At 65.4% G+C, this 23746-nt stretch carries 19 protein-coding genes; 12 read left to right on the top strand and 7 right to left on the bottom strand.

All coding sequences use genetic code 11. The features are described 5' to 3' along the window. Positions 1-79 precede the first annotated feature (79 nt). From ACZYSP_RS26885 to lhpI, 3 genes are read left to right on the top strand one after another with little or no spacing between them, the layout of a single operon-like run. Complete coding sequence (locus tag ACZYSP_RS26885; RefSeq protein ID WP_489017585.1) at positions 80-1558, top strand: short-chain fatty acid transporter; 1479 nt, start codon at positions 80-82, stop codon at positions 1556-1558. Between the two features lie 25 nt (positions 1559-1583). Continuing rightward, positions 1584-5048 (top strand): molybdopterin-dependent oxidoreductase, encoded by a 3465-nt coding sequence (locus tag ACZYSP_RS26880; protein WP_489017583.1) that lies wholly within the window; start codon positions 1584-1586, stop codon positions 5046-5048. A gap of 40 nt (positions 5049-5088) precedes the next feature. After that, complete coding sequence (gene lhpI / locus ACZYSP_RS26875) at positions 5089-6033, top strand: bifunctional Delta(1)-pyrroline-2-carboxylate/Delta(1)-piperideine-2-carboxylate reductase (RefSeq protein WP_489017581.1); 945 nt, start codon at positions 5089-5091, stop codon at positions 6031-6033. Positions 6034-6460: 427 nt separating this feature from the next. On the opposite strand, the gene ACZYSP_RS26870 is transcribed toward lhpI, so the two are convergent. Then, positions 6461-6979 (bottom strand): DUF4760 domain-containing protein, encoded by a 519-nt coding sequence (locus ACZYSP_RS26870; RefSeq protein WP_093080505.1) that lies wholly within the window; start codon positions 6977-6979, stop codon positions 6461-6463. Between the two features lie 244 nt (positions 6980-7223). After that, positions 7224-8570: an MFS family transporter gene (locus tag ACZYSP_RS26865; RefSeq protein WP_489017579.1), complete on the bottom strand. Its 1347-nt coding sequence runs from the start codon at positions 8568-8570 to the stop codon at positions 7224-7226. A 190-nt stretch (positions 8571-8760) separates the two neighbouring features. Here ACZYSP_RS26865 and ACZYSP_RS26860 point away from each other — a divergent pair, with 190 nt between their 5' ends. Together ACZYSP_RS26860 and ACZYSP_RS26855 are read left to right on the top strand one after the other, a co-directional pair. After that, entirely contained in the window at positions 8761-9144 is a 384-nt protein-coding gene (locus ACZYSP_RS26860; RefSeq protein WP_093178199.1) for a nuclear transport factor 2 family protein, read from the top strand. Further along, on the top strand, positions 9141-9959 hold the full coding sequence (locus tag ACZYSP_RS26855) for a DUF4303 domain-containing protein (RefSeq protein WP_489017577.1): 819 nt from the start codon (positions 9141-9143) through the stop codon (positions 9957-9959). Before ACZYSP_RS26860 ends, ACZYSP_RS26855 begins: the two co-directional genes overlap by 4 nt. A gap of 101 nt (positions 9960-10060) precedes the next feature. Here the strand turns inward: ACZYSP_RS26855 and ACZYSP_RS26850 are convergent, their stop codons facing one another. Next, positions 10061-10657: a TetR/AcrR family transcriptional regulator gene (locus tag ACZYSP_RS26850; RefSeq protein WP_489017575.1), complete on the bottom strand. Its 597-nt coding sequence runs from the start codon at positions 10655-10657 to the stop codon at positions 10061-10063. A gap of 295 nt (positions 10658-10952) precedes the next feature. Between ACZYSP_RS26850 and ACZYSP_RS26845 the strand changes: the two genes are divergently transcribed. The 7 genes from ACZYSP_RS26845 to ACZYSP_RS26815 all read left to right on the top strand — a co-directional run bounded on the left by ACZYSP_RS26845 (position 10953) and on the right by ACZYSP_RS26815 (position 19323). Continuing rightward, complete coding sequence (locus ACZYSP_RS26845; protein ID WP_097198466.1) at positions 10953-11741, top strand: SDR family NAD(P)-dependent oxidoreductase; 789 nt, start codon at positions 10953-10955, stop codon at positions 11739-11741. Between the two features lie 35 nt (positions 11742-11776). Further along, entirely contained in the window at positions 11777-12763 is a 987-nt protein-coding gene (acuI, locus tag ACZYSP_RS26840) for an acrylyl-CoA reductase (NADPH) (RefSeq protein ID WP_489017573.1), read from the top strand. Between the two features lie 56 nt (positions 12764-12819). Then, the gene (locus ACZYSP_RS26835; RefSeq protein WP_489017571.1) at positions 12820-13650 is read left to right on the top strand and encodes an alpha/beta fold hydrolase; all 831 of its coding nucleotides are present in this window, start codon (positions 12820-12822) and stop codon (positions 13648-13650) included. A 12-nt stretch (positions 13651-13662) separates the two neighbouring features. Then, positions 13663-14664, top strand: coding sequence for an NADP-dependent oxidoreductase (locus ACZYSP_RS26830; RefSeq protein ID WP_489017569.1), 1002 nt, complete (start codon positions 13663-13665; stop codon positions 14662-14664). A 677-nt stretch (positions 14665-15341) separates the two neighbouring features. Next, positions 15342-16031, top strand: a complete 690-nt coding sequence (locus tag ACZYSP_RS26825) for a response regulator transcription factor (RefSeq protein ID WP_097198470.1) — start codon at positions 15342-15344, stop codon at positions 16029-16031. Then, the gene (locus tag ACZYSP_RS26820) at positions 16028-17854 is read left to right on the top strand and encodes an ATP-binding response regulator (RefSeq protein WP_489017567.1); all 1827 of its coding nucleotides are present in this window, start codon (positions 16028-16030) and stop codon (positions 17852-17854) included. The genes ACZYSP_RS26825 and ACZYSP_RS26820 overlap by 4 nt, the downstream gene beginning before the upstream one ends. A gap of 110 nt (positions 17855-17964) precedes the next feature. Next, a complete protein-coding gene (locus ACZYSP_RS26815) occupies positions 17965-19323 on the top strand; it encodes a DUF8696 domain-containing protein (protein WP_489017565.1) in 1359 nt (452 codons plus the stop codon). A gap of 52 nt (positions 19324-19375) precedes the next feature. Here the strand turns inward: ACZYSP_RS26815 and ACZYSP_RS26810 are convergent, their stop codons facing one another. The 4 genes from ACZYSP_RS26810 to ACZYSP_RS26795 form a co-directional block, all read right to left on the bottom strand. Next, positions 19376-20269: a DMT family transporter gene (locus ACZYSP_RS26810; RefSeq protein ID WP_093178014.1), complete on the bottom strand. Its 894-nt coding sequence runs from the start codon at positions 20267-20269 to the stop codon at positions 19376-19378. 217 nt (positions 20270-20486) lie between these two features. Next, positions 20487-20816 carry a hypothetical protein gene (locus tag ACZYSP_RS26805; RefSeq protein ID WP_489017562.1) on the bottom strand — a complete coding sequence of 110 codons (330 nt, stop codon included), beginning with the start codon at positions 20814-20816 and terminating at the stop codon, positions 20487-20489. 120 nt (positions 20817-20936) lie between these two features. Continuing rightward, positions 20937-21551: a response regulator transcription factor gene (locus tag ACZYSP_RS26800; RefSeq protein WP_489017560.1), complete on the bottom strand. Its 615-nt coding sequence runs from the start codon at positions 21549-21551 to the stop codon at positions 20937-20939. Between the two features lie 5 nt (positions 21552-21556). Further along, positions 21557-23731: a sensor histidine kinase gene (locus tag ACZYSP_RS26795; protein WP_489017558.1), complete on the bottom strand. Its 2175-nt coding sequence runs from the start codon at positions 23729-23731 to the stop codon at positions 21557-21559. Between the last annotated feature and the right edge of the window lie 15 nt (positions 23732-23746).

Genomic DNA, 23746 nt, shown 5'->3' with positions numbered 1-23746 from the left:
CCTAACATCCGCGCAGCACGCCATGTCAGGCGTGTGACGAGGACGCCCACAGTTCCAGCAGCAGTAGCAGGAGAAACCCATGCCATCGACATCACAGACTTCCGCCGGCCCCGGCATCCACCCTCCTGTACCCCAGGACGCCCAGGCCGATGCCGGGCTGCTGAGCCGCCTGGGCCTGCGCTTCACGGCTTGGGCCGAGCGCTGGTTTCCCGACGCCTTCGTGTTCGCGGCCATCGCCGTGGTGGTGGTCGCGGGCGCCGCGCTGCTCAACGGATCGAGCCCGCAGGCGGTGGCCAAGTCCTTCGGCGACGGCTTCTGGAGCCTGATTGTTTTCACGATGCAGATGGCGCTGGTGGCCATCGGCGGCTACGTGGTGGCGACCTCGCCGCCGGCCGCGCGGCTCATCCGCAAGCTGGCCGCACTGCCCGTGTCAGGGCGGCAGGCCATCGCATACGTGGCAGCGATCAGCATGATCCTGTCGCTCTTCAACTGGGGCATTTCGCTGATCTTCAGCGCGCTCTACGTACGCGCGCTGGCCGGCCGTCTCGACCTGCGCATGGACTACCGTGCCGGCGGCGCGGCCGCCTACCTCGGCATGGGCGCGACCTGGGCGTTGGGGCTCAGCTCGTCGGCGGCGCAGTTGCAGGCCAACGCCAGCAGTCTGCCCAAGAGCATTCTTGACATCACCGGCGTGATCCCGTTCAGCCAGACCATCTTCCTGTGGCAGTCGGTCGTCATGGCGCTGGTGTTGATCGTCGTGTCGGTGGCCATCGCGCTGTGGTCGGCGCCCGACGCGAAGCACGCGGTCACGGCGCAGGATCTGGGCGTGGACCTCACGGAAGCCAAGCCGGCCTCTCCCGATTCCGCCGCACGCCGCCCCGGCGAGTGGTTCGAACGCAGCCCGCTGCTCACGTTGCTCCTGTGCGCGCTGGGCTTCGGCTGGTTGGCGCAGGAGTTCATGGCCAAGAGCCCGTTGATCGCGATCTCGGGCCTCAACACCTACAACCTGCTGTTCCTCATGATCGGGCTGCTGCTGCACTGGCGCCCGCGCAGCTTTCTCGACGCGGTGTCGCGTTCGGTGCCGTCGACGGCGGGCGTGATCATCCAGTTCCCGCTGTACGGTGCCATCGCGGCCATGCTGACCGCCGCCAAGGGCGACGGAGGCATCACGCTGTCGGACCGCATCGCGCAGCTGTTCGTGAGCATCTCCAACGTCGACAGCTTCGCCGTGGTGATGGGGGCGTATTCCGCCGTGCTGGGCTTCTTCATTCCCTCGGGGGGCGGCAAGTGGATCATCGAGGCGCCCTACGTCATGCAGGCGGCCAACGACCTGAAGGTACACCTGGGCTGGGCCGTGCAGGTCTACAACGCGGCCGAGGCGCTGCCCAACCTGATCAACCCGTTCTGGATGCTGCCGCTGCTGGGCGTGCTCTCGCTCAAGGCACGCGACATCGTGGGCTTTACCTTCCTGCAACTGCTGGTGCATGCGCCGCTGGTGCTCTTCATGCTGTGGGTCTTCGGCCGCACGCTGAGCTATGTTGCGCCGGTGATTCCTTGAATGCCTTGAGTCACGCAGGTTCCGGATGCAAGTGACGACGACGGCGGCAACGCAAACCAAGCAGGGCTACTGCACGCTCTGCCGTTCGCGCTGCGGAACGCTCAACGAGGTGCGCGACGACATGCTGGTGTCGGTACGGCCCGACGCCTCGCACCCCACCGGCCAGGCGATGTGCATGAAGGGCAAGGCCGCGCCCGAGCTTGTGCACAGCCCGCACCGCCTGCGCTACCCGATGCGCCGCACCAGGCCCAAGACCGAAGCGGATCCGGGCTGGGTGCGCATCGGCTGGGACGAGGCGCTGGCCGAGACCGCGCAGCGGCTGGGCGCCATCAAGGCCGAGAGCGGCGCCGAGTCGGTGGTGTTCGCCGTGACCACGCCCAGCGGCACGCCACTGACGGACAGCATCGACTGGATCGAGCGCTTCGTGCGCCTCTTCGGCAGCCCCAACATCTGCTACGCGACCGAGGTGTGCAACTGGCACAAGGACTTCGCGCACGCCTTCACCTTCGGCTGCGGCATGCCCGCGGCCGACTACGCGCAGGCCGAACTGATCGTGCTGTGGGGTCACAACCCCGCGAACACCTGGCTGGCACAGGCCAATGCCATCGGCCGGGGTCGTGCGAAGGGGGCGAAGATGGTGGTGATCGATCCGCGCCCCACCGCGCTCGCGCGGCAGGCCGACACCTGGCTGCCCGTGCGACCCGGCACAGATGCGGCACTGGCGCTGGGGCTGATCCACCTGCTGATCGCGGACGCGCGCTTCGACGAAGACTTCGTACGCGCTTGGACCAATGCCCCGTTGCTGGTGCGCGGCGACAACGGACACTTCTTGCGTGAGCAGGACCTGTGGCCCGATGCCGAGGGCAACCGCTTCGTGGCGTGGAACGAGGCACTCGCTCGCGCGGTGCCTTATGACACGGCGCAGGCGGCGCAAGCCCAGGACGCAGCCCACTTCCGCCTGCGCGGCGCGGTTGAGATCGATGTGGGCGCACATCGCCTGTCGTGCGCTCCGGCTTTCGAGCTGCTGGCCCAGGGCTGCGCCGCCTATACGCCGCCGGATGTCGAACGCATCACCGGCGTTGCTGAAGCCTCGTTGCGCGCGGTCGCTGACCTCTTCGGCACTTGCCGCCGCGTGGCCTACCACGCCTGGACTGGCATCGGCCAGCACACCAACGCCACACAGGCCGAACGCGCGGTCGCCACGCTGTATGCGCTGTGCGGCAGCTTCGACCGCATCGGCGCGAACCGCGTTCGCGTCGGTCCGAGCGTCAATGCCGTCAACTCGCTCTCGCTGCTGCCCGACGCGCAGCGCGCCAAGGCGCTCGGTCTTGCGGAGCGACCGATCGGCCCCCCCGCGCACGGTTGGGTGACGGCGCGCGACACCTACCGCGCGATTCTCGAAGGCGAGCCTTACAAGGTGCGCGCGATGATGGCCTTCGGCACCAACCTGCCCGTGTCGCAGGCCGACACCGCGCTCGCGCACCGGGCGCTGTCGCAGCTCGAATTCCACGTGCACTGCGACTTGTTCGAAACACCCGCCGCCCGTTACGCCGACATCTTGCTGCCGGTCAACACGCCATGGGAGCGCGAAGGCCTGCGCATCGGCTTCGAGATCGACGACCGCGCGGCCGGTTGGGTGCAGTTGCGCCAGCGCATGGTTGTGCCGCGCGGCGAATCGCGCTCAGACAACGATGTGATCTTCGAACTGGCCACCCGCCTTGGCATGGGTGACGGCTTCTTCGGCGGCAGCCTCGACGCCGGCTGGAACCACATTCTCGAGCCGCTCGGCCTCACGGTTGACCAGTTGCGCGCCCGGCCCGAAGGCATTGCCTGCGCCATCGACGCAAGCGAGCAGAAATACGCCCGCGCCACGCCCGCCGGCGTGCGCGGCTTCGACACCCCGACGCGCCGCGTCGAGCTCTATTCCGAAACCCTGCTGCGCCACGGCCAGCCGCCGGTCGCCACCTTCGTCGAACCGGCCGACACGCCGCGCGATGCGGAGGCCACGCGCCAGGGCCGCTTCCCCTATGTGCTGAGTTCGGCCAAGAACGGCTTCTATTGCCATAGCCAACACCGCAGCCTGCCTTCGCTGCGCAAGCGCGCGCCCGATCCGGTGGCCGAGCTGAGCCCCGTACTGGCGGCCGCCAAGGGCATCGCGGACGGTGACTGGATGCGCATCCGCACGCGCGTGGGCGAAGCCCGCTTCGTCGCACGCGTCACGCCTCAACTGGCGGACGACGTCATCGTTGCCGAGTTCGGCTGGTGGCAGGGCTGCCCCGAGCTCGACCGCGACGGCCTGCCGATCGAAGGAGCACTGGGCAGCAACTTCAACGCGCTGATATCCGCCGACAGCTGCGACCCGGTGAGCGGCTCGGTGCCGCACCGCTCCTTTCTCTGCGACATCGAACGCGACCCGGCTACCGAGAGGCGGCAGCGCAAGTGGTCCGGCTACCGTCCCTTCCGCGTCAGCGAGCTGCGGCTCGAGGCCGATGGCGTGCTGGGTATCCACTTCGAGCCGGTCGACGACGGCAAGCTGCCCGACTACCGCCCCGGGCAGCACGTCGAGATGCAGTTGCATCTCGACGATGGCACGCAAGTCACGCGCGCCTACTCGCTCACGGGCGCGGCCGAGGTGCCGGGCCGGCGCAGCTACAGCGTGGCCGTGCGCCACCAGCGCGGCCGCTCGGCCGACGGCACGCCGCACGAGGGGCGCGTGTCGAGCCATCTGCACTGCGCGCTGAAGGTCGGCGACACCCTCACGCTACGTGCGCCGTCAGGCGGCTTCGTGCTGCCGCGCCACTCGCCGCAACCGCTGGTCTTCTTCGCGGGCGGCATCGGCATCACGCCCTTCATCAGCCTTCTCGAATCGCTTCCCGACGGCACGCAAGGGCCGGCCATCTGGCTCTACTACGCGAACCAGAACAGTACGACACACGCCTTTCGCGAGCGTATCGCGCAGCACCGCGCGCGTCTGCCGCAGTTGCGGGTCGTTGACCACTACAACGCACCACGGCCGCAGGAGCGCCCGGGCATCGACTACCAGTCGAACCGCTACATCGACGCAAGCGTGGTGGACGATGCGCTGATCGCGCAGCGCGCCCGTTTCTACATGTGCGGACCACCCGCCATGATGGACGCCGTGACCGACGGGCTGATGGCGCGGGGCGTCCCGCGCTTCGACATCTTCAGCGAAGTGTTCCGCTCGCCCACTGCGCCGCCCACCGACGGCGACCAGCACTTCACCGTCAACTTCGCGCGCTCGGGCCACGCCCCAGCGACGTGGACGCCCAGACAGGGCACGCTGCTGACTTTTGGCGAATCGCTCGGCCTGCAAATGGCCAGCGGCTGCCGCGTAGGCCAATGCGAGAGCTGCGCCGTGCGCCTGCTGGCCGGCAAGGTCCGTCATCTGCACGGCAGTGAGCCGGAAGACCCGTCCGTGTGCCTCGCCTGCCAAGCCGTCCCTCTCGAAGACGTGGTGCTCGAGGCATGACTGCGGGCACTTCCATCCACTTGATTCCATCCGCAACCCTATGAAAATCATCGATACGGAAAGCACCCGCCGTGCGCTGCCCTTCGAACGCCTGATCCCGGCGCTTCGGGAGATGTTCGTCGCTGGCTGCGAGGTGCCGTTACGGCACACGCATTCGCTCCAGGCCGGGGCGGACGACCCGCCCCGCACCGTGCTGGTCATGCCGGCGTGGCAGCGCGACCGCTACCTGGGCATCAAGACCGTGACCATCTTCCCGGGCAACGCGCAGCGCGGCCTGCCCGGACTGTTCTCGACCTATGTGCTGTACGACGCAAGCACCGGCGAGCCGCTGGCGCAGATCGACGGCAACGAGATCACTTCGCGGCGCACCGCTGCCGCATCGGCCCTGGCCGCGTCCTATCTCGCGCCTGCGGGTGCGCGCAGTCTGCTGGTCGTCGGCTGCGGGCGTGTCGGCAGTCTTGTTCCCGAGGCCTACTGTGCCGTGCTTCCCATCGAACGAGTAGTGGTGTGGGACCGCGACGAATCCGCAGCGAAGGCACTCGCTGCGCGGCTGTGCGCGCAGAACATCGAGGCGGCCGTCGCGCCGGACCTCGCCAAGGCGGTGAACGATGTCGACGTCGTGAGCTGTGCCACGCTCGCCACGCAGCCACTGGTGCAGGGCGCGTGGCTGCGGCCGCGCAGCCACCTCGACCTGATCGGCAGCTTCACGCCGCAGATGCGCGAAGCCGACGATGCCTGCTTTGCTGGCGCACGCCTGTTTGTCGATACGCAAGAAGCGTTGCACAAGAGCGGCGAACTGCTCGGGCCCATGTCGCGCGGCGTGTTCGCCGCCGCAGATGTAGCGGGGGAGTTGGCCGATCTGGCCGCGGGCAGGATTCAGGGACGAGCCGAAAGTGACGGGCGGACCGTCTTCAAGGCTGTGGGTACCGCGCTGGAGGACTTGGCCGCTGCAGTGCTGGTCTACGAGGCTTCCGATCCGAACTGAGGCACTTACCTTCGCAGGCCGTCGCTACATGATCTCAAAGAATCGCTTTTCTCGACCTCTCGTGTCCCAAACTTCACAGAAGTCGATCTGTCCCGTCGTTTCTGGACATGTCAGATGGCGTCTTGCGTATCAAAGTGCGCGCCGTTCATGCGGGCTACCTGATGCGCCTATGGTCCGTGGATCGGCTAGTCCAGAACATTGATACTTGCACAGCTGTCACTTGGAGTTTGGTCTAGAGGGGGCAGTCCACGACTTTGTTTTTTGCCTGCCTTTTTGCAGTACTGGCTGATCAACGGCCTACATGTCTTCTGGTCCATCGGTTTGTTCCCCTTGGGCAGCTGCCCAAGGGGGAACAAAGCGGCGGGATGCAAGCGGGGCACACGTCGCACCGAAGCGCCACGCTGGCTGAGAGAGGTCCTCGTCGGGTCTATGCGGAAGGAGGCGGGGGCGCGGTGGTAATCGTCGCCTGAGCCTGTTCCGCCTCGCAGCGTTTCTTGAACTCGGCGTGGAGCTCCAGGAAGTGTTCCAGGACGTGCTTGTCGAGATCGTGGCGAGCCTTGATCCATGCCTCGACCGCCGGGTTCTTCTTCGCATCGATGAAGTACGCCCACCAGTAGTTGTAGACCAGCTCTTTGTCGAAGGCTTTCTTCTTGACCAGGAGAGCCACGGTATCGAGCATGCCCAGCATGCTCTTTGCCGCATCGTCAAAGTCCTGGCCTTCTGCAACAGCCTTTTGCACGAGCTTCCAGTCGGCCATCAGCCCGGCGGTCCGCTTCTCGAGAAATCCGACGGTTTCCCGGTAGCGGGCGGACTTCGTGTCCGCGTAGAGCTTCCAGATGAATGTGCATATGCCTGCGACCAGCGCCAGCAGCGAAAGCCAGTCGCGAAACGCAACGCCATTCTGCTGCGTCATCTGCTGGGCACACGCCGAGAGAATTTCGTTCATGCCTTGTGCTCCTTCGTCGTGAAAGCAGGCCATGGAGGCCGTCCCGAGTCTGTGCTTTCTCGACGGATGCAGCATCCCTCGAATGCGGGAGGCGCCTGCTCGGCACGTTGCGGCGGCATGGCCGCCGTGCCGAAGACGCGGCCCCGGACGGGCAGGTCCGGTCCGGGGGCTTGCGAGGAAATCAGAGGGTATTTCCGGGCCCTCTGTCGCCCGGTTTGCAGGGGTGCTCTGTCGGGGCGCCTGCTTACTTGTCGTGATGCAGGTACGTCGCCTGCTTCGGCAGCAGCAGGCTGACGAGGAAGGCCACTCCCATCATTCCCGTCACGTACCAGTAGAAGTACGACTCGTGCCCGATCGACTTCAGCCCCAGCGCCACGTATTCCGCGCTGCCGCCGAAGATGGCATTGCCCACCGCGTACGACAGGCCTACGCCCAGTGCACGAATCTCGGGCGGGAACATCTCGGCCTTCACGATGCCGCTGATCGAGGTGTAGAAGCTCACCACCGCCAGCGCGAGCATGATCAGCATACCGGCCACCAGAGGGCTGCTCACGCTTTGCAGGTTGCTCAGCACCGGCACCGTCATCAGCGCGCCCAGTGCGCCGAACAGCAGCATGTTGGTGCGGCGGCCGATGCGGTCCGACAGCGCACCGAACAGCGGCTGCATGCACATGTAGATGAACAGGCAGGCCGTCATCACGTTGCTTGCGGTCTTGATCGACATGCCGGCCGAGTTCACCAGGTACTTCTGCATGTAGGTGGTGAAGGTGTAGAAGATCAGCGAGCCGCCGGCCGTGTAGCCCAGCACCACGAAGAAGGCGCGCTTGTGGTTCGTGAACAGTTCGCGCATCGAGCCGGCGCCCTTGGCGGCGCGGGTCTTGGTGCTGGCGGTTTCGGTCAGCGTGCGGCGCAGCATGAGTGCGACCACCGCGGCGATGGCGCCGATGACGAACGGAATGCGCCAGCCCCAGCTCTTGAGCTCGGCCTCGTCGAGCACCTGCTGCAGCACCACCACGACAACCACCGCCAGCAATTGGCCGCCGATCAGCGTGACGTACTGGAACGACGAGAAGAAGCCGCGCTGTCCGCGCATCGCCACTTCGCTCATGTAGGTGGCGGTGGTGCCGTATTCGCCACCGACCGACAGACCCTGCAGCAGCCGTGCGGCCAGCAGCAGCGCGGGCGCAGCGGCGCCGATCTGTGCATAGGTCGGCAGGCAGGCGATGACCAGCGAGCCCACGCACATCATGACGACCGAAGTCACCATCGAAGTCTTGCGACCCTTGCGGTCGGCCAGGCGGCCGAACAGCCAGCCGCCGATCGGGCGCATGAGGAAGCCGGCGGCGAACACGCCAGCGGTGTTCAGCAGCTGCACCGTGGGGTCGGACTTGGGGAAGAACGCCGGCGCGAAATAGATGGCGCAGAAAGCGTAGACGTAGAAGTCGAACCACTCCACCAGGTTGCCGGACGAGGCGGCAAAGATGGCGAAGATGCGCTTGCGCTTTTCTTCGAAGGTGTAGGGGGTGTTATTGGCGGTGGTCGCGTCGGGGCTGGAGGCGCCGGCGGTCGCACTGCTTGCGATGGCGGTCATGAAAATGGGTCCTTGCTTGTCTCTTGCTGCGGCCCGCCGCAAAGCCGCGCGAAGCCGTCCCGCCAAGTCTGTCCGGCCGCCGCCGGGTTGTCGTCCGTAGCCTGCCGCCGGGCGGCTACGTATCGGTACGCAAGGGTAAATACCTAGAATGGGGTGCCGCAAGCAAGCGGGCTCGCAATGGAGGTCGATGATGGAAGAGCAGAACATCCGGACGGCTATCGACAGACATTGGGCTGCGTCCGCTGCAGGCGACCAGGTCGTCGAGCATGAGATCTATCACGACGATGCCGTGTGCACCTACCCGCAGTCAGGCGAGGTCATCCACGGCCGGCACAACCTGCAAGCACTTCGCAGCCATCACCCCGGCAAGCCATCTGGGTTTGTGGTCCGGCGGATCGTGGGGGAGGGCAGTCTCTGGATAACCGAGTATGCGATCGACTACGGGGGCAAGAGCGCCTTCACCGTGAGCATCATGGAGTTCCGGGGTGGAAAGGTATCGCGCGAGACTCAATACTTTGCCGATCCCTTCGACGCCCCCGCTTGGCGCGCCCAGTGGGTCGAACGGGCAGCGTGATTGCGCACAAGCTGATGTTCAAATTCAGGAGACACCGCGCCCCGCCAGAAGGAGTTCTCGCCGCCATGACATGGTCACTGTTCTACCGCTTCGACAACGAGGTGCCCACCGACTTCCACGAATTGCGCCAGTTCGGCAGCTCACTGTGGGCCGTGAATGGCAAGGTGAAAACCATGGGGCGCTCCAGCGTCGCCGAGTTTGCCAGTCCGCAGGCCGCGAAGGACGCCTTCGCGCAGCGCAGCAGCGAGATCGAGGCCCAGGGCTACAAGCGGGTGCGCCAGGGCACACACGACCCGGCTCGCATCGACTTCCCCCTGCTCACCGCCGAGATTCGCGATGGTGCTCGCCGCGCCTTCCAGGCCATTCGCGCAGCCCACCCCGACGAAACCATCCGCCTCTTCGCGCTCGGCAGTGACGACAGCGCGATGACCATCGTCCACGCCGCCGGCGTTCTTGCGCTGGGCGAGCCCGGCGACATGGACGACGAAAGCGAGATCTGGTGCTCCGCCGAGTGGCCCCATTCGGAGGGCGACGAGTTCCTCGACATCGCCTACCGCATGATTCTGCCCTGCCACCGCAACGACTTGCCCTGCAGTGTTGAGTTCGACGTCTTGCACGCGGGCCTCTTCGAAGCCTGCGTCGCTGCGATGGAACAACTTGATCGCGAAGGGTTCTTTGGTACTGGCGCGGTGCGTGAAGAGGTTGTACTGCTGTGCCAGAGCGAAGGCGCCGAGGACATGGAAGGGTCGATTGCCCGGCTCAATACTCCGCGTGTGGTGGGGCGACTTGAACGCTGGATCAAGCTCTGCGAGTGAGTTCCGATGGGGATGGTCTTGGCGGGTTAACGGTCAGCGGAAACGTCGAAATCCGCAAAGCGGTCATCTTTCAGCGTGTGCAAGAAACTGGACTGGCTGATCTAGGCAAGGGAGGAGCCAAGGGTCGGCGAGGAAAGCCTCGACAGGACTGCAGTGCGGCAGACATCCAGAATTTCATCGGCGAGTGGTGAGTCGTCAGGACACGCCCGTGACAGCACTATTGCGCCGATTACCTGTGCAATGACGTCGATCCGCTTGGCACGCGCGTCGCCGCACTGACCGCCTTCCTCTGTCGCGCCGCACTGGTTTGCCAGGTTCGCCAGCAAGCTTTCAACGCCGGCCGCAAAAGCCGTCTTGATCGACTCCGTCTGACGCGCGGCATCTCCACATAGTGCGGCCATCGTGCAACCGTCACCAGGAGCATCGCGGTGCTCACGGGACAAGTAGTGCTTGACGAACTCCATCGCATCGACGCCTTCGGCCTTGGCCGCCGTCTGCGCAAAACCGCATGTTGCCGCTTCTGCCATCAGGTCGGCCTTGGACCCGAAGTGCTTGTAGAAGCCACCATGGGTGAACCCTGCGCCCGCCATCAAGTCCGCAATCCCCACCCCGTCATAGCCTCGCTCGCGAAACAGCGTGGAGGCCGTCTCGACGATGTGTGCCCGGTTCGCCTGGGCCTGCGCTTTGGTGACCTTCATGTCCAGGATCTCTCTAGATGTGCCATCAGTGAAGTCATGAATATACATTGATGTTAATCATCATCAAACCCCTTGACAACAAAGATGACAATCGACATCATTAAGCCGACTCACCTCGGAAGGCTTCTGGAAATGAGCGATGCCCACCTGACTGCCCCCCCTTCTTCGAGGTGGATGGCGACAAATTCGCCTCTAGCCGCCGGGGGCAACACGCGATCCAGTTCCTGAAGGAGTGATGCCGCCCGCATCCCCTTTTTCTGCCTGACCAACGACCTTTTCGATCAAGAGAAAACACATGACATCCCATTCCACTGTTCTCATCACGGGCGCCTCGACCGGCATTGGCGCCATCTATGCCGACCGCTTCGCACGCCGCGGCCACGACCTTGTGCTGGTGGCGCGCGACAAGGCGCGGCTGGAAACGCTCGCTGCGCGCCTGCGCGAGGAAACCGGCGCTGCCGTCGATATCCTTCCGGCCGACCTGACCCAGCCCGGCGATCTGGCCGCAGTCGAGACGCGCCTGCGCGAGGACACCAGGATCGAAACCCTGATCAACAACGCCGGGGCCGCACTATCCGGTCACTTCATCGACCAATCGACAGACGATGTCGCCCGACTGGTCAGTCTCAACACCACCGCACTCGTCAGGCTGGCGAGCGCCGTCGCCCCGCGCCTGGCGCAGGCTGGCAAAGGCGCGATCGTCAACATCGGCTCGGTGGTCGGCCTGGCGCCCGAGTTCGGCATGTCGGTCTACGGCGCGACCAAGGCCTTCGTGCTGTTCCTGTCCCAGGGGCTGAGCCTGGAGCTCACGCCCAAGGGTGTCTACGTGCAGGCGGTGTTGCCAGCCGGAACCCGTACCGAGATATGGGAGCGCGCGGGCATCGACAGCAGTTCGATGCCTGATCTGATGGGAGTGGAAGAACTGGTAGATGCCGCACTGGTCGGATTCGACCGCCGCGAACTCGTGACCATCCCGCCGCTGCATGATGGCGCGCGCTGGGAGGTGCTGAACGCGGCACGGCAGACCTTGATCGGGGACATCCGGCAGGCGCATGTGGCAGAGCGCTATCGAACCGTCGCCTGAAACGGCAAAAAGCTTCAGAACGGAACGGACGGCACATGACATTCAAGGCACTGCTCGCCAGCAAGACCGGCGACACCATTTCAAGCAGCCTGGTCGACTTCAAGGACGAAGATCTGATGCCGGGTGATGTCACCGTCGCGATCGAGTACTCGACGGTGAACTACAAGGACGCGATGGCGCTCAGTGGCCGGTCACCGGTCATTCGCCAGTTTCCGCTGATTCCGGGCATCGACTTTGCCGGTGTCGTCGAGTCGTCGACCTACCCCGGCCTCGTCGCCGGCGACCGTGTGCTGGCGACCGGCTGGGGACTGAGCCAGACGCACCACGGCGGCTTCGCACAGAAGGCGCGAGTGAGCGGTGATTGGCTGGTCAAGATCCCGGAGGTCTTTTCGACCCGGGATGCCATGGCCATCGGCACCGCCGGGTTCACCGCCATGTTGGCCGTGCTCGCACTGGAACATGGCGGTCTGACGCCCGAGCGTGGAGACATCCTGGTGACCGGCGCCAATGGCGGCTCCGGCTCTGTGGCCATCGCATTGCTGTCGGGCCTGGGCTATCGCGTGATCGCATCGACCGGCCGACTCGACGAAGCCGCCTACCTGCGTGCGCTGGGCGCGGCGGACGTCATCGACCGCCACACCCTGTCCGAAGCGGGCGCACCGATCGCCAAGGAGCGGTGGGCCGGGGCCATCGATTCGGTCGGCAGCCATACGTTGGCGAACGTCCTGGCGCAGACCCGGTATCGCGGGGTGGTCGCGGCTTTCGGTCTTGCACAGGGCGCGGATCTGCCGGCATCGGTTCTGCCCTTCATCCTGCGCAACATCACCCTCGCAGGCATCGACTCGGTCAATGCGCCGCAGCCTGTGCGGCTGCAGGCGTGGTCGCGTCTGGCCAGCGACCTGGATCTGGGCAAGCTTGCACGGACCACCAAGGTGATTGGCCTAGCAGAGGTTCCTGATGTCGCCAGTCAAGTCCTCGCAGGGAAGGTTCAGGGGCGCACCATCGTCGATGTGAACGCCTGACCGCCAATACGATGACGATGACGTTGACCCCTACCGACTGGCACCCAGGATCGAGCGTGCCCTACATCGACACCACCACCCGATCGATCGATGTCGACGGGACTGCATTCGCGTACCGTGACCTCGGGCCGCGCAGTGGCGTGCCGCTGGTTCTGCTCAACCACTGGGGCGCGGTACTCGACAATTTCGACCCGCGTATCGTCGATGGGCTTTCCCGCAGGCATCGCATCATCGCCATCGACTACCGGGGAATTGGCGCTTCGGGCGGAACGGCACCTGTGAGCATCGATGCGATGGCCCAGGACGCGATCGCTCTGATCCACGCACTGGGTTTCGAGAAGGTCGATCTGCTTGGCTTCTCTCTCGGAGGATTCGTGGCGCAGGACATTGTGCTGAAAGCCCCCGGCCTGGTGCGCCGGCTCATCCTGACCGGTACGGGGCCGGCGGGCGGCAAAGGCATCGACCAGGTAGGGGCGGTCTCCTGGCCGCTGATGGTCAAAGGCTTGTTGACGCTGCGCGATCCGAAGACCTACCTGTTCTTCACCTCCACGGCCAATGGTCGTCAAGCCGCCAAAGCCTTCCTGGAGCGGTTGAAGGAGCGCAAGGCGGATCGGGACAGGGGGCCAACGCCCAGTGCCTTCCTGCGACAGCTGAAGGCAATCAAGGCCTGGGGCCAACAGGCGCCGCAGGATCTGGGCGGCATCCGCATCCCTGTGCTGATCGCCAATGGCGACAACGACATCATGGTGCCCACCGTGAACAGTCATGACATGGCGCGTCGCATTCCTGGCTCACAACTGGTCATCTACAAGGACGCCGGACATGGCGGGATCTTCCAGTACCACGGCGAGTTTGTGCCCAAGGCGCTGGCCTTCCTCAATGACTGAAAAAAGTACCCCATGAAAGCTTTCATCATCGATCGCTACGGAAAGAAAGAAGTTGGCCGCATCGGCGAAATGCCCGACCCCGAGGTCCGGGACGATGACGTCCTGATCCGGATCCACGCGGCGAGCATCAATCCCCTGGACACGAAGACCAGGAGCGGTGAATTCAAGCTGATTCTTCCCTACCGCCTCCCCCTGATCCTGGGCAACGACATGGCCGGAACGGTCGTGCGGGTCGGCGCTCGCGTTCGCAACTTCAAGCCCGGTGATGAGGTCTATGCACGCCCTGACGACGATCGCATCGGCACCTTCGCCGAGTTCATTGCCGTCAAGGAGTCGTCGCTGGCGCTGAAGCCCGCGAATCTCGGCATGGTCGAGGCCGCCTCCGTTCCTCTGGCGGCCCTGACGGCCTGGCAGGTGCTGGTCGAAACTGCCAAGCTGAAGAAGGGGCAGAAGGTGCTGATCCATGCCGGCTCCGGCGGCGTCGGCACCATCGCCATCCAGCTTGCCAAGCACCTCGGCGCGTTCGTGGCCACGACCACCAGTACGGCCAACATCGGCTGGGTGAAGGCCTTGGGCGCGGACGTCGTCATCGACTACAAGCAGCAGGACTTCGCCACGGTGCTTCGCGGCTACGACGTGGTGCTGAACAGCCTCGGCACCAACGAGCTGAACAAATCCCTCCAGGTTCTCAAGCCGGGCGGGCATCTCATCTCCATCTCCGGGCCACCCACCCCGACGTTCGCCGTCGCGCGAGGACTGGCCTGGCCGCTCCGGCAGGTGCTGCGCCTGCTGAGTTTCGGCATCAGGAAGAAGGCAAAAAAGATCGGGGGTGAATACACCTTCGTCTTCATGCGGGCCGATGGGGCGCAGTTGCGCGAGATCACCGCCCTCGTCGAATCTGGTGCGATCCGTCCGGTCGTCGACAAAGTATTCCCGTTTCAGGACACCCACAAAGCTCTGGCTTACGTCGACAGTGGGCGCGCCAAGGGCAAGGTCGTGGTGCAGATGATTTAGCTGCCGCGCGATGTTGCGCGGAAAGCGCACGGTTGTGCCCGGGCTGTTCAACAAGCTGTCGTGCTTCGGCGTGCGTTTCTTGATACGGCGGTTCGCATCGCGGGTGGCGACTCAAGTGCTTGGCAAGCCGCGGTTCGAGCTGCCGACACGCTCCAAGCAGACAAGCCGCGTGATCCAAGTAGCGAGTACGAGCAGCTCACCTTTAGCTTCGGTGGAAATGCCGTCCAAACCGCTGGCGTATTGAGTACCCCGGCGGCAACGAGAGAGATGCCGGTCTGCGGGCCGATTGCTCAATACGCCCTGCAACGAGATGTCCCGAAGGCATATGCCCTTCTGCCTATGCCTTTCTCTATTTGCGCGGCAATTGAACCTCTGCGTCACGAGCGTCAGCGCCAAACCGAACCGGTAGTGAGCAACGAGAGAGCGGCTTAATCGCTCATCAGTTCGATCAGGACCTGTGTGGCTCTCCGGTGGAGACATGCGTGATTTCAATGCCGCCCTGCTGCTTAAGGCGTTCCATCCAAAGATGCAGGATGGTGTCGATATGGGGAAACGTCGCGCGATGTTGTGAAGCCCGAACCTCCTACCGATGGCAGATGTTGCTCATGGCAGAGCCGCGGATCTCATGACTTTGGTCATTTCAGGTTCGCAGCCATCCGCACTAAGATGCCCGGACCATGGCTACTGCCACCCCCCTGCCGCTGCATGCCGCGCCGTTGCGTAGCGAAGCCAGCGTTGCCATACCGGCGCGGGGCATCCTGGTGGTCGACGACCACGAGTTGGTGCGCCTGGGCCTGAGGGCGCTGCTGCTTGCGGAGACCGGCAGCGTGCCGGTGTACGAGGCACGCTCCCTGGCCGACGCATTGCGTTTGTACGAGTTCCATCTCACGTCGCATCTTCTGGTGCTGCTCGATCTCGATCTGCCCGACTCTCAGGGGCTGGATACCCTGGTGCGTTTCAGGCGCGCCTTTCCTGCATCGCGCGTGGTCGTGCTATCGGGCAAGGACAGCCATGCATTGATGCAAGGGGTGATGGCGCTCGGGGCGCAGGCCTTCCTGCCCAAGACAGGTCACCTGGGCGAAGTGTTGCGCTACGTGAGGGACAACGATCTGGTCGCTCTGCCAGCCTCGCCGTCCACAGCTCCTGTCGCTGTCCGCACGACGCCGGCGACGGCGACGACTGAGTTGCAGCCGCAGCTCAATGTGCGCCAGGTCGAAATCCTCGACTGGCTGCTGGCCGGCAAGTCGAACAAAGAGATTGCACAGCTGTCGCACCTGACCGAGGGCACGGTCAAGAACCATGTGTCTACCCTGTTGTTGCTGTTCGGCGTGCGCTCGCGAGCCCAGCTCATCAGCAGTCTGAAGTGAGCCCACCGCGCCATGCGGCCTTCGACGTGGCGATGCCCCGCATGCCTGCAATGAATGACTTGCATCCGCCCGAATTGGCCGAGCGGGTGCTGCGCGAACAGGTGGCCGCGGTCCATGCCAACGCGCCGGCAGCCTATCTCGCGGACTTCCTCACGGCACAGTCGCTGGGCATCGGCCTGTTCGTGGCCACGTGGCGCTGGCAAGTCCTGCTGTGGATGGCACTGCACCTGGCGTTAACGCTGCGACGAGCCTATCGGCGCTACCAGCGCAGTCCTGATGCTGCCGCCCATCCCGAGTACTGGGCACGCTTCAATGCGCGCAACGTGCTGCTGCGCTCCTGTGTCTGGGGCCTGGCGCCGTGGCTGTGCGTTCCGCCGGGGCGCAACCTGGGGCTCTGGGTCATGGTCATCGTGATGATGATGGGCGGCTGCGCCGGCGGAGCACTGTCGCTGGCGGTTCTCAAGCGCAACATTCCACGCTTCATCGTGCCCAGCATGGCGAGCCTGACCTTGGCGCTGGCCTGGCGCGGCGACAGCACGCACCTGTTCCTGGCCACCGGCTGCCTGCTGTACATGTGCGTCATGATCATGTTCGCGCTGCAGCATCATCGACTGTTGACAGCTGCGCTGACCATGCGTTTCGAAAAGGAGGCGCTGGCCGAGCAGCTGAGCCATCAGATTGCCGCAACCCAGCGTGTCAGCGAGGAGAAGACGCGCTTTCTTGCCGCGGCGAGCCACGATCTGCGACAGCCTCTGCACGCCATCGCATTGTTCGGAGCCGTCATTGAAAAGAAGCTCAAGGGCACCGAGGAATGGAATCACGCGGTGCGGTTGATGGATGCGGTCGGAACGCTCGGCGATTCGCTCGACATCCTGCTGGACATCTCGCGACTTGATGCCGGCGAGGTGGCGCCGCAGATTCGACCCGTGGAGCTCAATCCGCTGTTCCTCGCGCTCAACAATGTGTTCGTGGCGCAGGCGGCCGACCGGGATCTGCAACTGCGGCTGCGTGCCACGCCTTGCTGGGTGCTGAGTGATCCGCAGCTGTTGCAGCGGCTGCTGTCCAATCTCGTGGACAACGCGCTCAAGTACACGGCGCGCGGCGGCGTGGTGGTGGCTACCCGCGCACGCGGTCCGCTGGTGTGGATCGACGTATGCGATACCGGCATCGGCATCGCGGACGAGCATCTCGGCCGCATCTTCGACGAGTTCTACCAGATCGGTAATCCGGGGCGCGATCGAGCACAGGGACTGGGCATCGGCCTGTCCATCGTGCAGCGGCTCTCACGCCTGCTGGCGCACCCGCTGCAGGTGCGCTCGCGCCTGCATCACGGCAGTCGCTTTCGCCTGGTGCTTCCGGCGGTGACCGCCTCGGGTGTCGTGCCACTCGCTGCATGCCCAGGCGCTGCCTTGCCATTGCCGCAGCGCGTGCTGCTCATCGATGATGAAGCCGCGATCCGCCAGGCCGTTACCGGGCTGCTGCAGGCCCACGGCGTAACCATCGATGCAGTGGCCAGCGAGGCCGAAGCCGAGGCCGTGCTGGTGCAAGCCGCACATGGAAGTACCCCTGTCGAAGTTCTGTTGTGCGACGTGCGGCTGGCCGACGGTGCCGACGGACTTGCCGCGGCGCAGCGACTGAGCGCGCGCTTCAGCCCTGGCTTGCAGGTACTGTTGATCACCGGGGAAACCGCGCCGCAACGACAGCGGCAGATGCTCGACTCCGGGTTGCAGGTGCTACTCAAGCCGGTGGCTGCCGACAGGCTGCTGCAGGCCCTTGCATCGCTGACGCGGCACGATACGACGCACGCTTGCATGCGCTCCTGAGCATCTTTTTTTGCTGCTCGGCGATGACCTTCGACACTAGATCGCAGGCGTTGCCGACCCTACCGTGGAGGCCTTCTCGTTCACTCCACTTGAAAAAAGGAAGGCCCATCATGAATACCACTCGTACCGTTTCCCGCGCATGGCGTGCACCTGCCGCGCTGCTGATGATGAACCTCGTGCTGGCCGCCTGCGGCGGCGGTGGGGGCGGAGGCGGCGGCTTCCCCGGCTTCGCTGTCGCTCCTGCACCTGCTCCTCAGGGAACGCAGACGCCGGCACCGACGCAGGAAGACACCGCGCCCTCCATCACGACACAGCCATCGGATACCACCATTGGCCAGGGCGTGACCGCCATGTTGAAGGTACAGGCTGTGCGTGCCACGACCTACCAGTGGCAGCGCAGCGTTGATGGCGGTGCCAACTGGACCGATGTCTCCGGCGCCACCAGCGACAGCTTCACCACAGCTGCCAATCAACTGGCCGACAGCGGCCAGCAGCTGCGCGTGCAAGTGACGGGCCCCAATGGCAGTGTGACCAGCCATGCCGCCACGCTGACGGTCAAACCCTGGGTCGCCAACGTGCTGGCGACCACCGGGGTGACATACAACCGTCCCTATCAACTCGTTCTGGATGCCAGCGGCGCGAACCTCTACGTGGCCATGGGAGGCAATGGTTCGGTCTACAGGATCGACACGGCCAGCGGCAGCGGCGCGGAAGTAACGCCGGGGACGACCATGAACACGCCGTATGGCCTGGCACTGGCCGCCGACGGTACCCTGTACGTGAGCGACCAGCATCGCATCAACAAGATCGCCCCCAACGCCACAACCTACAGCACCTGGGTGGGCAGTGGCACCAGCGGGTACGCCGACAGCCCGGCCGCTGCAATGTTCAACGACCCCGCCGGCATTGCGCTGGACAGCGCAGGCAACCTGTTCGTGGCAGACCTGGAAAACAAGCGCGTGCGCAAGGTCGCAGCCGATGGCACCACGAGCACGCTCGCGGGCGACGGCACGCAGGCCTACCTCGACGGAGTCGGCACGGCCGCCCAGCTGGCGCGCCCACAGGGCCTGGCGATCAGCCGCGATGGCAGCACGTTGTACGACACGGACACCGACGGCACATGCTTGCGCAAGATCGATGTGGCCAGCGCCACAGTGAGCACGCTGCTGGGCGATTGCAACGGCAACGCTGTTTCCAATGTGGTCGACGGAACGGCCGCCACGCCGGCCAAGCTCGGCTATTCCTACGGCGTAACGGTGGATGCACATGACAACGTGTTCCTGACGCATGCCTGGGATGGCGTGGCGCGAGTGGTCACGCCTGCGGGCGAGATCAGCACACTGCGGGACAGCACCGGCGCGGCGATGAGGTTCAATTTTCCGATTGGTGTGGCGGTCGCCAGCGACGGGACCATCTACGTGGGCGCATCCAACGGCAACCAGATCTTCAAGCTCACGCTGGCGCCCTGAGCCGTTGATCTTGTCTGCCCGATGCGGCTTCGCACGCCCGCTTCGCCGCGGATCAGGTGGCCTGCCTCTTTGGCCGAGCAGATTTTGGCGCCTCGCTTCGCGCCAGCCACAGTCCGCTCGCAACGATCAATGCCCCGCCGCCCAGCGTCCATGCGTCGGGCGCGGCCTGCCAGAACACCCAGTCCAGCACAAGCGCCCAGGCCAGGGCGCTGTATTCGAAGGGGGCGATGGCGGCGGCCTGGCCGTGACGGAAGGCCTCGGCGATAGCCATCTGGCCCAGAAAGCCGCTGATGGCCAAACCCGCAAGCACCCACGTGTGTTCAGCCTGGATTGGCACCCATTGCGGCGCCGACAGCAGACCGCCGCCCACTGCCATGCCGGCCGTAGTCCAGAAGACCAGCGCGGCGCTCGATTCGGTGCGGCTGATGAGCCGGCCAAGCATGTTCGACAGCGCATAGCAGACTGCGGCCACCAGAATCGCCAGAGCGCCCACCGAGAGGAAGGCACCCTGCTCAGGCCGAAGTGCGATCACGACACCGACGAAGCCCAGCCCGATCGCGATCCAGTGCCGCGGCTGGACCGACTCGCCCAGCATCGGCACGGCGATGAGCACCATCAGCATCGGAGCGATGAAAGTGAGTGTGTAGGCCTCTGCCAGGCCCAGGGTCTTCAGGCCATGGACGAAGAGCACGAGCATCGTCATGTTCAGCGCAGTGCGCAGCAGGTGCAGGCGCCAACGCAGCCGACGGCTGAAAACGCCGGCCGCCTCGCGCCGCCAGGCGATGTACAGGCACACCAGGGGCAGAGCCGTGAGACCGCGCAGTGCCATCACCTGCACCGGCGGGTAGTGCCCGGCCAGGTTCTTGAGCAGCGCGTCCATGCAGGCAAAGAAGGCGCAAGCCAACAGCATCGCGGCGATGCCGCGCAGGGTTCCGGTCGAGTGCATGGTCGGGTTGTCTCGCGGCAGTGGCCGGGGAGGGGACTTGTTCTTGACCGCCTAGCATAGGCGCTGCGAACGCTTGGTCCTGGCCGAAATTTGCCATCGACTCGAGAGCAGCGCTGCGATGCAGCGACACTGAAACGGCACGGCCTTGGTGAAGTCCCCGGACCAGAAGACGTCGCAAAGCCCGCCCCAGGTCAGTTCGATATGCAGCCGAGAAATGTCAGGTCTTGTTGTCAGTCCGGCTCAGCTTCAGCCGGCGAATCTCGGCGAGCTGAAACCTGAAGGCACCGACCGCTTCCTTGGCCTTGGGCTCCCAGGTGTCGGTCTTCATGTGCGCGAGAACCGCCTCCAGCGCATCACCGAGTTGTCCAATCTGCCGTCCGTAGCTTCCGACGTCATCCAGAATCTGCTGCTCCAGAGCAGGGTCTGACGACTTGCCCATATTGATGTTGATGAACCCAAGCTGCCCATTGGCGATCTTGGTAAACCAAGTCCAGGGATTGATTTCCTGGCGCACGTTGCCAGAGAGCGGCAAGTAAAAGTTCGGCATCGGAGTCCTCCTGCGCAACGCGACTGGCTGCTGCGATGAGGTCAAGCAAGAAGCTCGCCGAGCCACTTCCGGTCCTGCCATGGGCTCGCGCATTGGGCCCCCTTGCTTCCAGCCGGGTCGCTACAGGGCGTGTTCCCGCAGGAACCGGTCCAACTGATGGCTGTTCGCCAATCCCAGCTTGGCGAACACATGCGCGCGGTGGGTTTCCACGGTGCGCTGCTCCAGCGGCGCGAGCTCCTGCGCGATCTGCTTGTTGGGCTTGCCCTCGGCCACCAGCCGGGCCACCTGCATCTCGCGCGGCGTCAGCTTGTCCCACAGTGCCTGCGCGGCCTGGCGGGCCTGCCGGCGCGCGGCGATCTCGCCGGCTTGCTTCAAGGCTTTGGCGATGCTGTCGAGCAGGCGCTCGTCGTTGCAGGGCTTTTCGAGCCAGCCGAAGGCGCCGTTCTGCACGGCCTCGACGGCCATCGGTATGTCTCCGTGGCCGGACAGGAAGATCACCACCAGCGGGCTGTCCTGTGCGCGCAGCGCATCGAACACCTGCAGGCCGCTCACGCCTTCCATGCGCAGGTCCAGGATCACGCAGCCCGCGCGCTGCAAATCGGCGCCGGCCAGAAAGGCGTCGCCCGAGGCAAAGGTCTGCACCGCGTAGCCGCGCGACAGCAGCAGCAGGCCCAGCGAACGGCGCACGGCCTCGTCGTCGTCCACCACGCACAGGTTGTTGGCAAGAGCGCTCATGGCGTTCATGGGGGTGTGATTTCCAGTTCGAGGGTGAAAACTGTGCCACCGCCGGCCCGGTTGGCAAAGGACAGCCGGCCGCGATGGGCCTCGACGATGGTGCGGCAGATGTTCAGCCCCAGCCCCAGCCCGCCGGTCTTGGTGGTGAAGAAGGGCGCGAACACCTGCTCGGCCAGCGCGGCGTCGATGCCCGGCCCGCGGTCGGCCACGCGGATGTGCACGCGCCCTTCGAGCACCTCGGCCTCGATCTCCACGAGCCGCTGTTCCGGCGGCGTGGCCTGCATGGCGTGCAGGCTGTTGGACAGCAGGTTCAGCAGCACCTGTTCGAGCAGCACGCGGTCGCCGCGCACCTCGGGCAGCCCTGCCGGTATGCGAACCTCGGCGCGCGCCTGGCGCATGCGCATCTCGCCCTGCAGCAGCGCCAGCGCGTTGCTGACCAGCGCCGCCACCGCGCAGTCTTCGGTGCCTGCGGTGCGCTGGCGCACGAAGCCGCGGATGCGCCGCACGATCTCGGCGCTGCGCTGGGCCTGGGCCATGGTCTCGTCGAGGCTGCTGACCAGCAGCGACTGGTTGCCCTGCTCTGCAAAAGCCTTGGCGGCGCTCGCGAAGTTGCTCAGCGCCATCAGCGGCTGGTTCAGCTCGTGGGCCAGCGTGGAGGCCATCTCGCCGAGGCTGGCCAGGCGCTGGGCGTGCTGCAGCTGTTCGTCGTTCTGGCGCTGGCGCAGTTCGGCGCGCTTCTGCTCGGTGATGTCCACCACCGAGCTCATCCAGCCGCTGTGCTTGCCGTCGGCGTCGATCAGCGCAGCGGTGTAGACCATGGTGATCACCTCGTGCCCGTCGCGGTGCCGCAGGCGCGACTCGAAGCCCGCGTGCGCGGGCTCGCCGCTCATCATGGCGTCGTAGTGGCGCCAGTGCAGCGTCACGTCGTCAGGGTGCCAGTAGGGGTAGGGCGGCAGCCGGCCGAGCAGTTCGTCGGCACCGTAGCCGGTCATTTCGCAGAAGGCCAGGTTGACGTAGATGATGCGGCCGTCGAGGTCGCGTGCGCGCATGCCCACCAGCAGCGAATCTTCCATCGCCTTGCGGAAGGCGTGGGCCTCGTCGAGTTCGTGGGTGCGCTCGCGCACGCGCAGCTCCAGGTCGCGCCGCGCATCGCGCTGCTCCGCGAAGCGGCGTTCGCGCAGCTGCCAATACAGGCCGCCCAGCAGCAGCAGGCTGGCACACAGCAGGCCCAGCATCCAGGCGCGTTCGCGCGCGCGAGTGACTTCGGCATGGTCGGCCATCACCGTCAGCGTCCAGCCGAGATCGGGCAGCGGCTCGTCCACCGCCAGGAAGCGGCGCGGCTGGCCGCCGAGGTCGGTGCGCACGAGGTAGCCGGGCCCGCCTTCGTCGCGATCGACCTTCCACGGCAGCGCCGGAAAGTTCGTGCGCGAGCCGTACTGCTGGTCGCGCCGCATGCCTTCGATCTCGGCGGCGCCCAGGGCTCGCGTGGCCTGGTACATCCATGACTGCACCGAACTCAGGAACACGATGCCGCGCGCGTCGGTCAGCAAGATGGGGTCGCGCGCGAAGGTCCAGGCATCCTGCAACTGGCGCAGGCTGACCTTGACCGTCACCACGCCCAGCACCGCGCCGCCGTCCGGCCGCACCGGTGCCGAAATGAAGAGCCCCGGCTCGCCGGTCGTCTGGCCCACACCGTAGAACAAGCCGTTGCGTCCCGCGCGGGCGTCGATGAAGTAGGGCCGATTGGCATACGACTCGCCGACGAAGGTCTGCGGCGTTGCCCAGTTGCTGGCCGCCAGCGTCATGCCCTGCAGGTCGATCAGGTAGAGCGCATCAGAGCCCGCCTGGCGGTTCACTTCCTCGATGTAGCGGTTGGCGCGCTGCTTCACCGCCGCGTCTTGCGGATGGGCCAGCGCGGCCAGCACGTCCGGATGCAGGCTTGCCGTGAACGGGAGGTAGCTGTACTTGCCGGCGGCATCGCGCAGGCCCAGCACGTGGACTTCCATGGCGCGGCGGATCGAGTCGGCCTGGAAGTTAGCTTCGCGGCTCGCGGCCCATTGGGCTGCGAGGCCGATCAGCAGCAGCGCCAGTGCGAGTACGGCCGCCCATGCGGCTGCCGCGCGGTAGCGGCGGCGCGGGCGGGTTGGGGGTGGCGCAGGAGCGGGCGTGATTGGCGGCATGAGAGACAGGGGCCG

The sequence above is a fragment of the Variovorax sp. F042 genome (assembly GCF_057814215.1).
Note: the sequence above shows the minus strand (reverse complement) of the source record. Positions and strands in the feature narration are given on the sequence as shown.

Bases quoted from the DNA above. Each gene is read 5' to 3' on its own strand.
- ACZYSP_RS26845 (WP_097198466.1), top strand. From the start codon at position 10,953: ATGACATCCCATTCCACTGTTCTCATCACGGGCGCCTCGACCGGCATT.
- ACZYSP_RS26830 (WP_489017569.1), top strand. From the start codon at position 13,663: ATGAAAGCTTTCATCATCGATCGCTACGGAAAGAAAGAAGTTGGCCGC.
- ACZYSP_RS26825 (WP_097198470.1), top strand. From the start codon at position 15,342: ATGGCTACTGCCACCCCCCTGCCGCTGCATGCCGCGCCGTTGCGTAGC.
- ACZYSP_RS26815 (WP_489017565.1), top strand. From the start codon at position 17,965: ATGAATACCACTCGTACCGTTTCCCGCGCATGGCGTGCACCTGCCGCG.
- ACZYSP_RS26810 (WP_093178014.1), bottom strand. From the start codon at position 20,269: ATGCACTCGACCGGAACCCTGCGCGGCATCGCCGCGATGCTGTTGGCT.
- ACZYSP_RS26880 (WP_489017583.1), top strand. From the start codon at position 1,584: ATGCAAGTGACGACGACGGCGGCAACGCAAACCAAGCAGGGCTACTGC.
- ACZYSP_RS26860 (WP_093178199.1), top strand. From the start codon at position 8,761: ATGGAAGAGCAGAACATCCGGACGGCTATCGACAGACATTGGGCTGCG.
- acuI (WP_489017573.1), top strand. From the start codon at position 11,777: ATGACATTCAAGGCACTGCTCGCCAGCAAGACCGGCGACACCATTTCA.
- lhpI (WP_489017581.1), top strand. From the start codon at position 5,089: ATGAAAATCATCGATACGGAAAGCACCCGCCGTGCGCTGCCCTTCGAA.
- ACZYSP_RS26865 (WP_489017579.1), bottom strand. From the start codon at position 8,570: ATGACCGCCATCGCAAGCAGTGCGACCGCCGGCGCCTCCAGCCCCGAC.
- ACZYSP_RS26795 (WP_489017558.1), bottom strand. From the start codon at position 23,731: ATGCCGCCAATCACGCCCGCTCCTGCGCCACCCCCAACCCGCCCGCGC.
- ACZYSP_RS26800 (WP_489017560.1), bottom strand. From the start codon at position 21,551: ATGAGCGCTCTTGCCAACAACCTGTGCGTGGTGGACGACGACGAGGCC.
- ACZYSP_RS26885 (WP_489017585.1), top strand. From the start codon at position 80: ATGCCATCGACATCACAGACTTCCGCCGGCCCCGGCATCCACCCTCCT.
- ACZYSP_RS26805 (WP_489017562.1), bottom strand. From the start codon at position 20,816: ATGCCGAACTTTTACTTGCCGCTCTCTGGCAACGTGCGCCAGGAAATC.
- ACZYSP_RS26870 (WP_093080505.1), bottom strand. From the start codon at position 6,979: ATGAACGAAATTCTCTCGGCGTGTGCCCAGCAGATGACGCAGCAGAAT.
- ACZYSP_RS26850 (WP_489017575.1), bottom strand. From the start codon at position 10,657: ATGAAGGTCACCAAAGCGCAGGCCCAGGCGAACCGGGCACACATCGTC.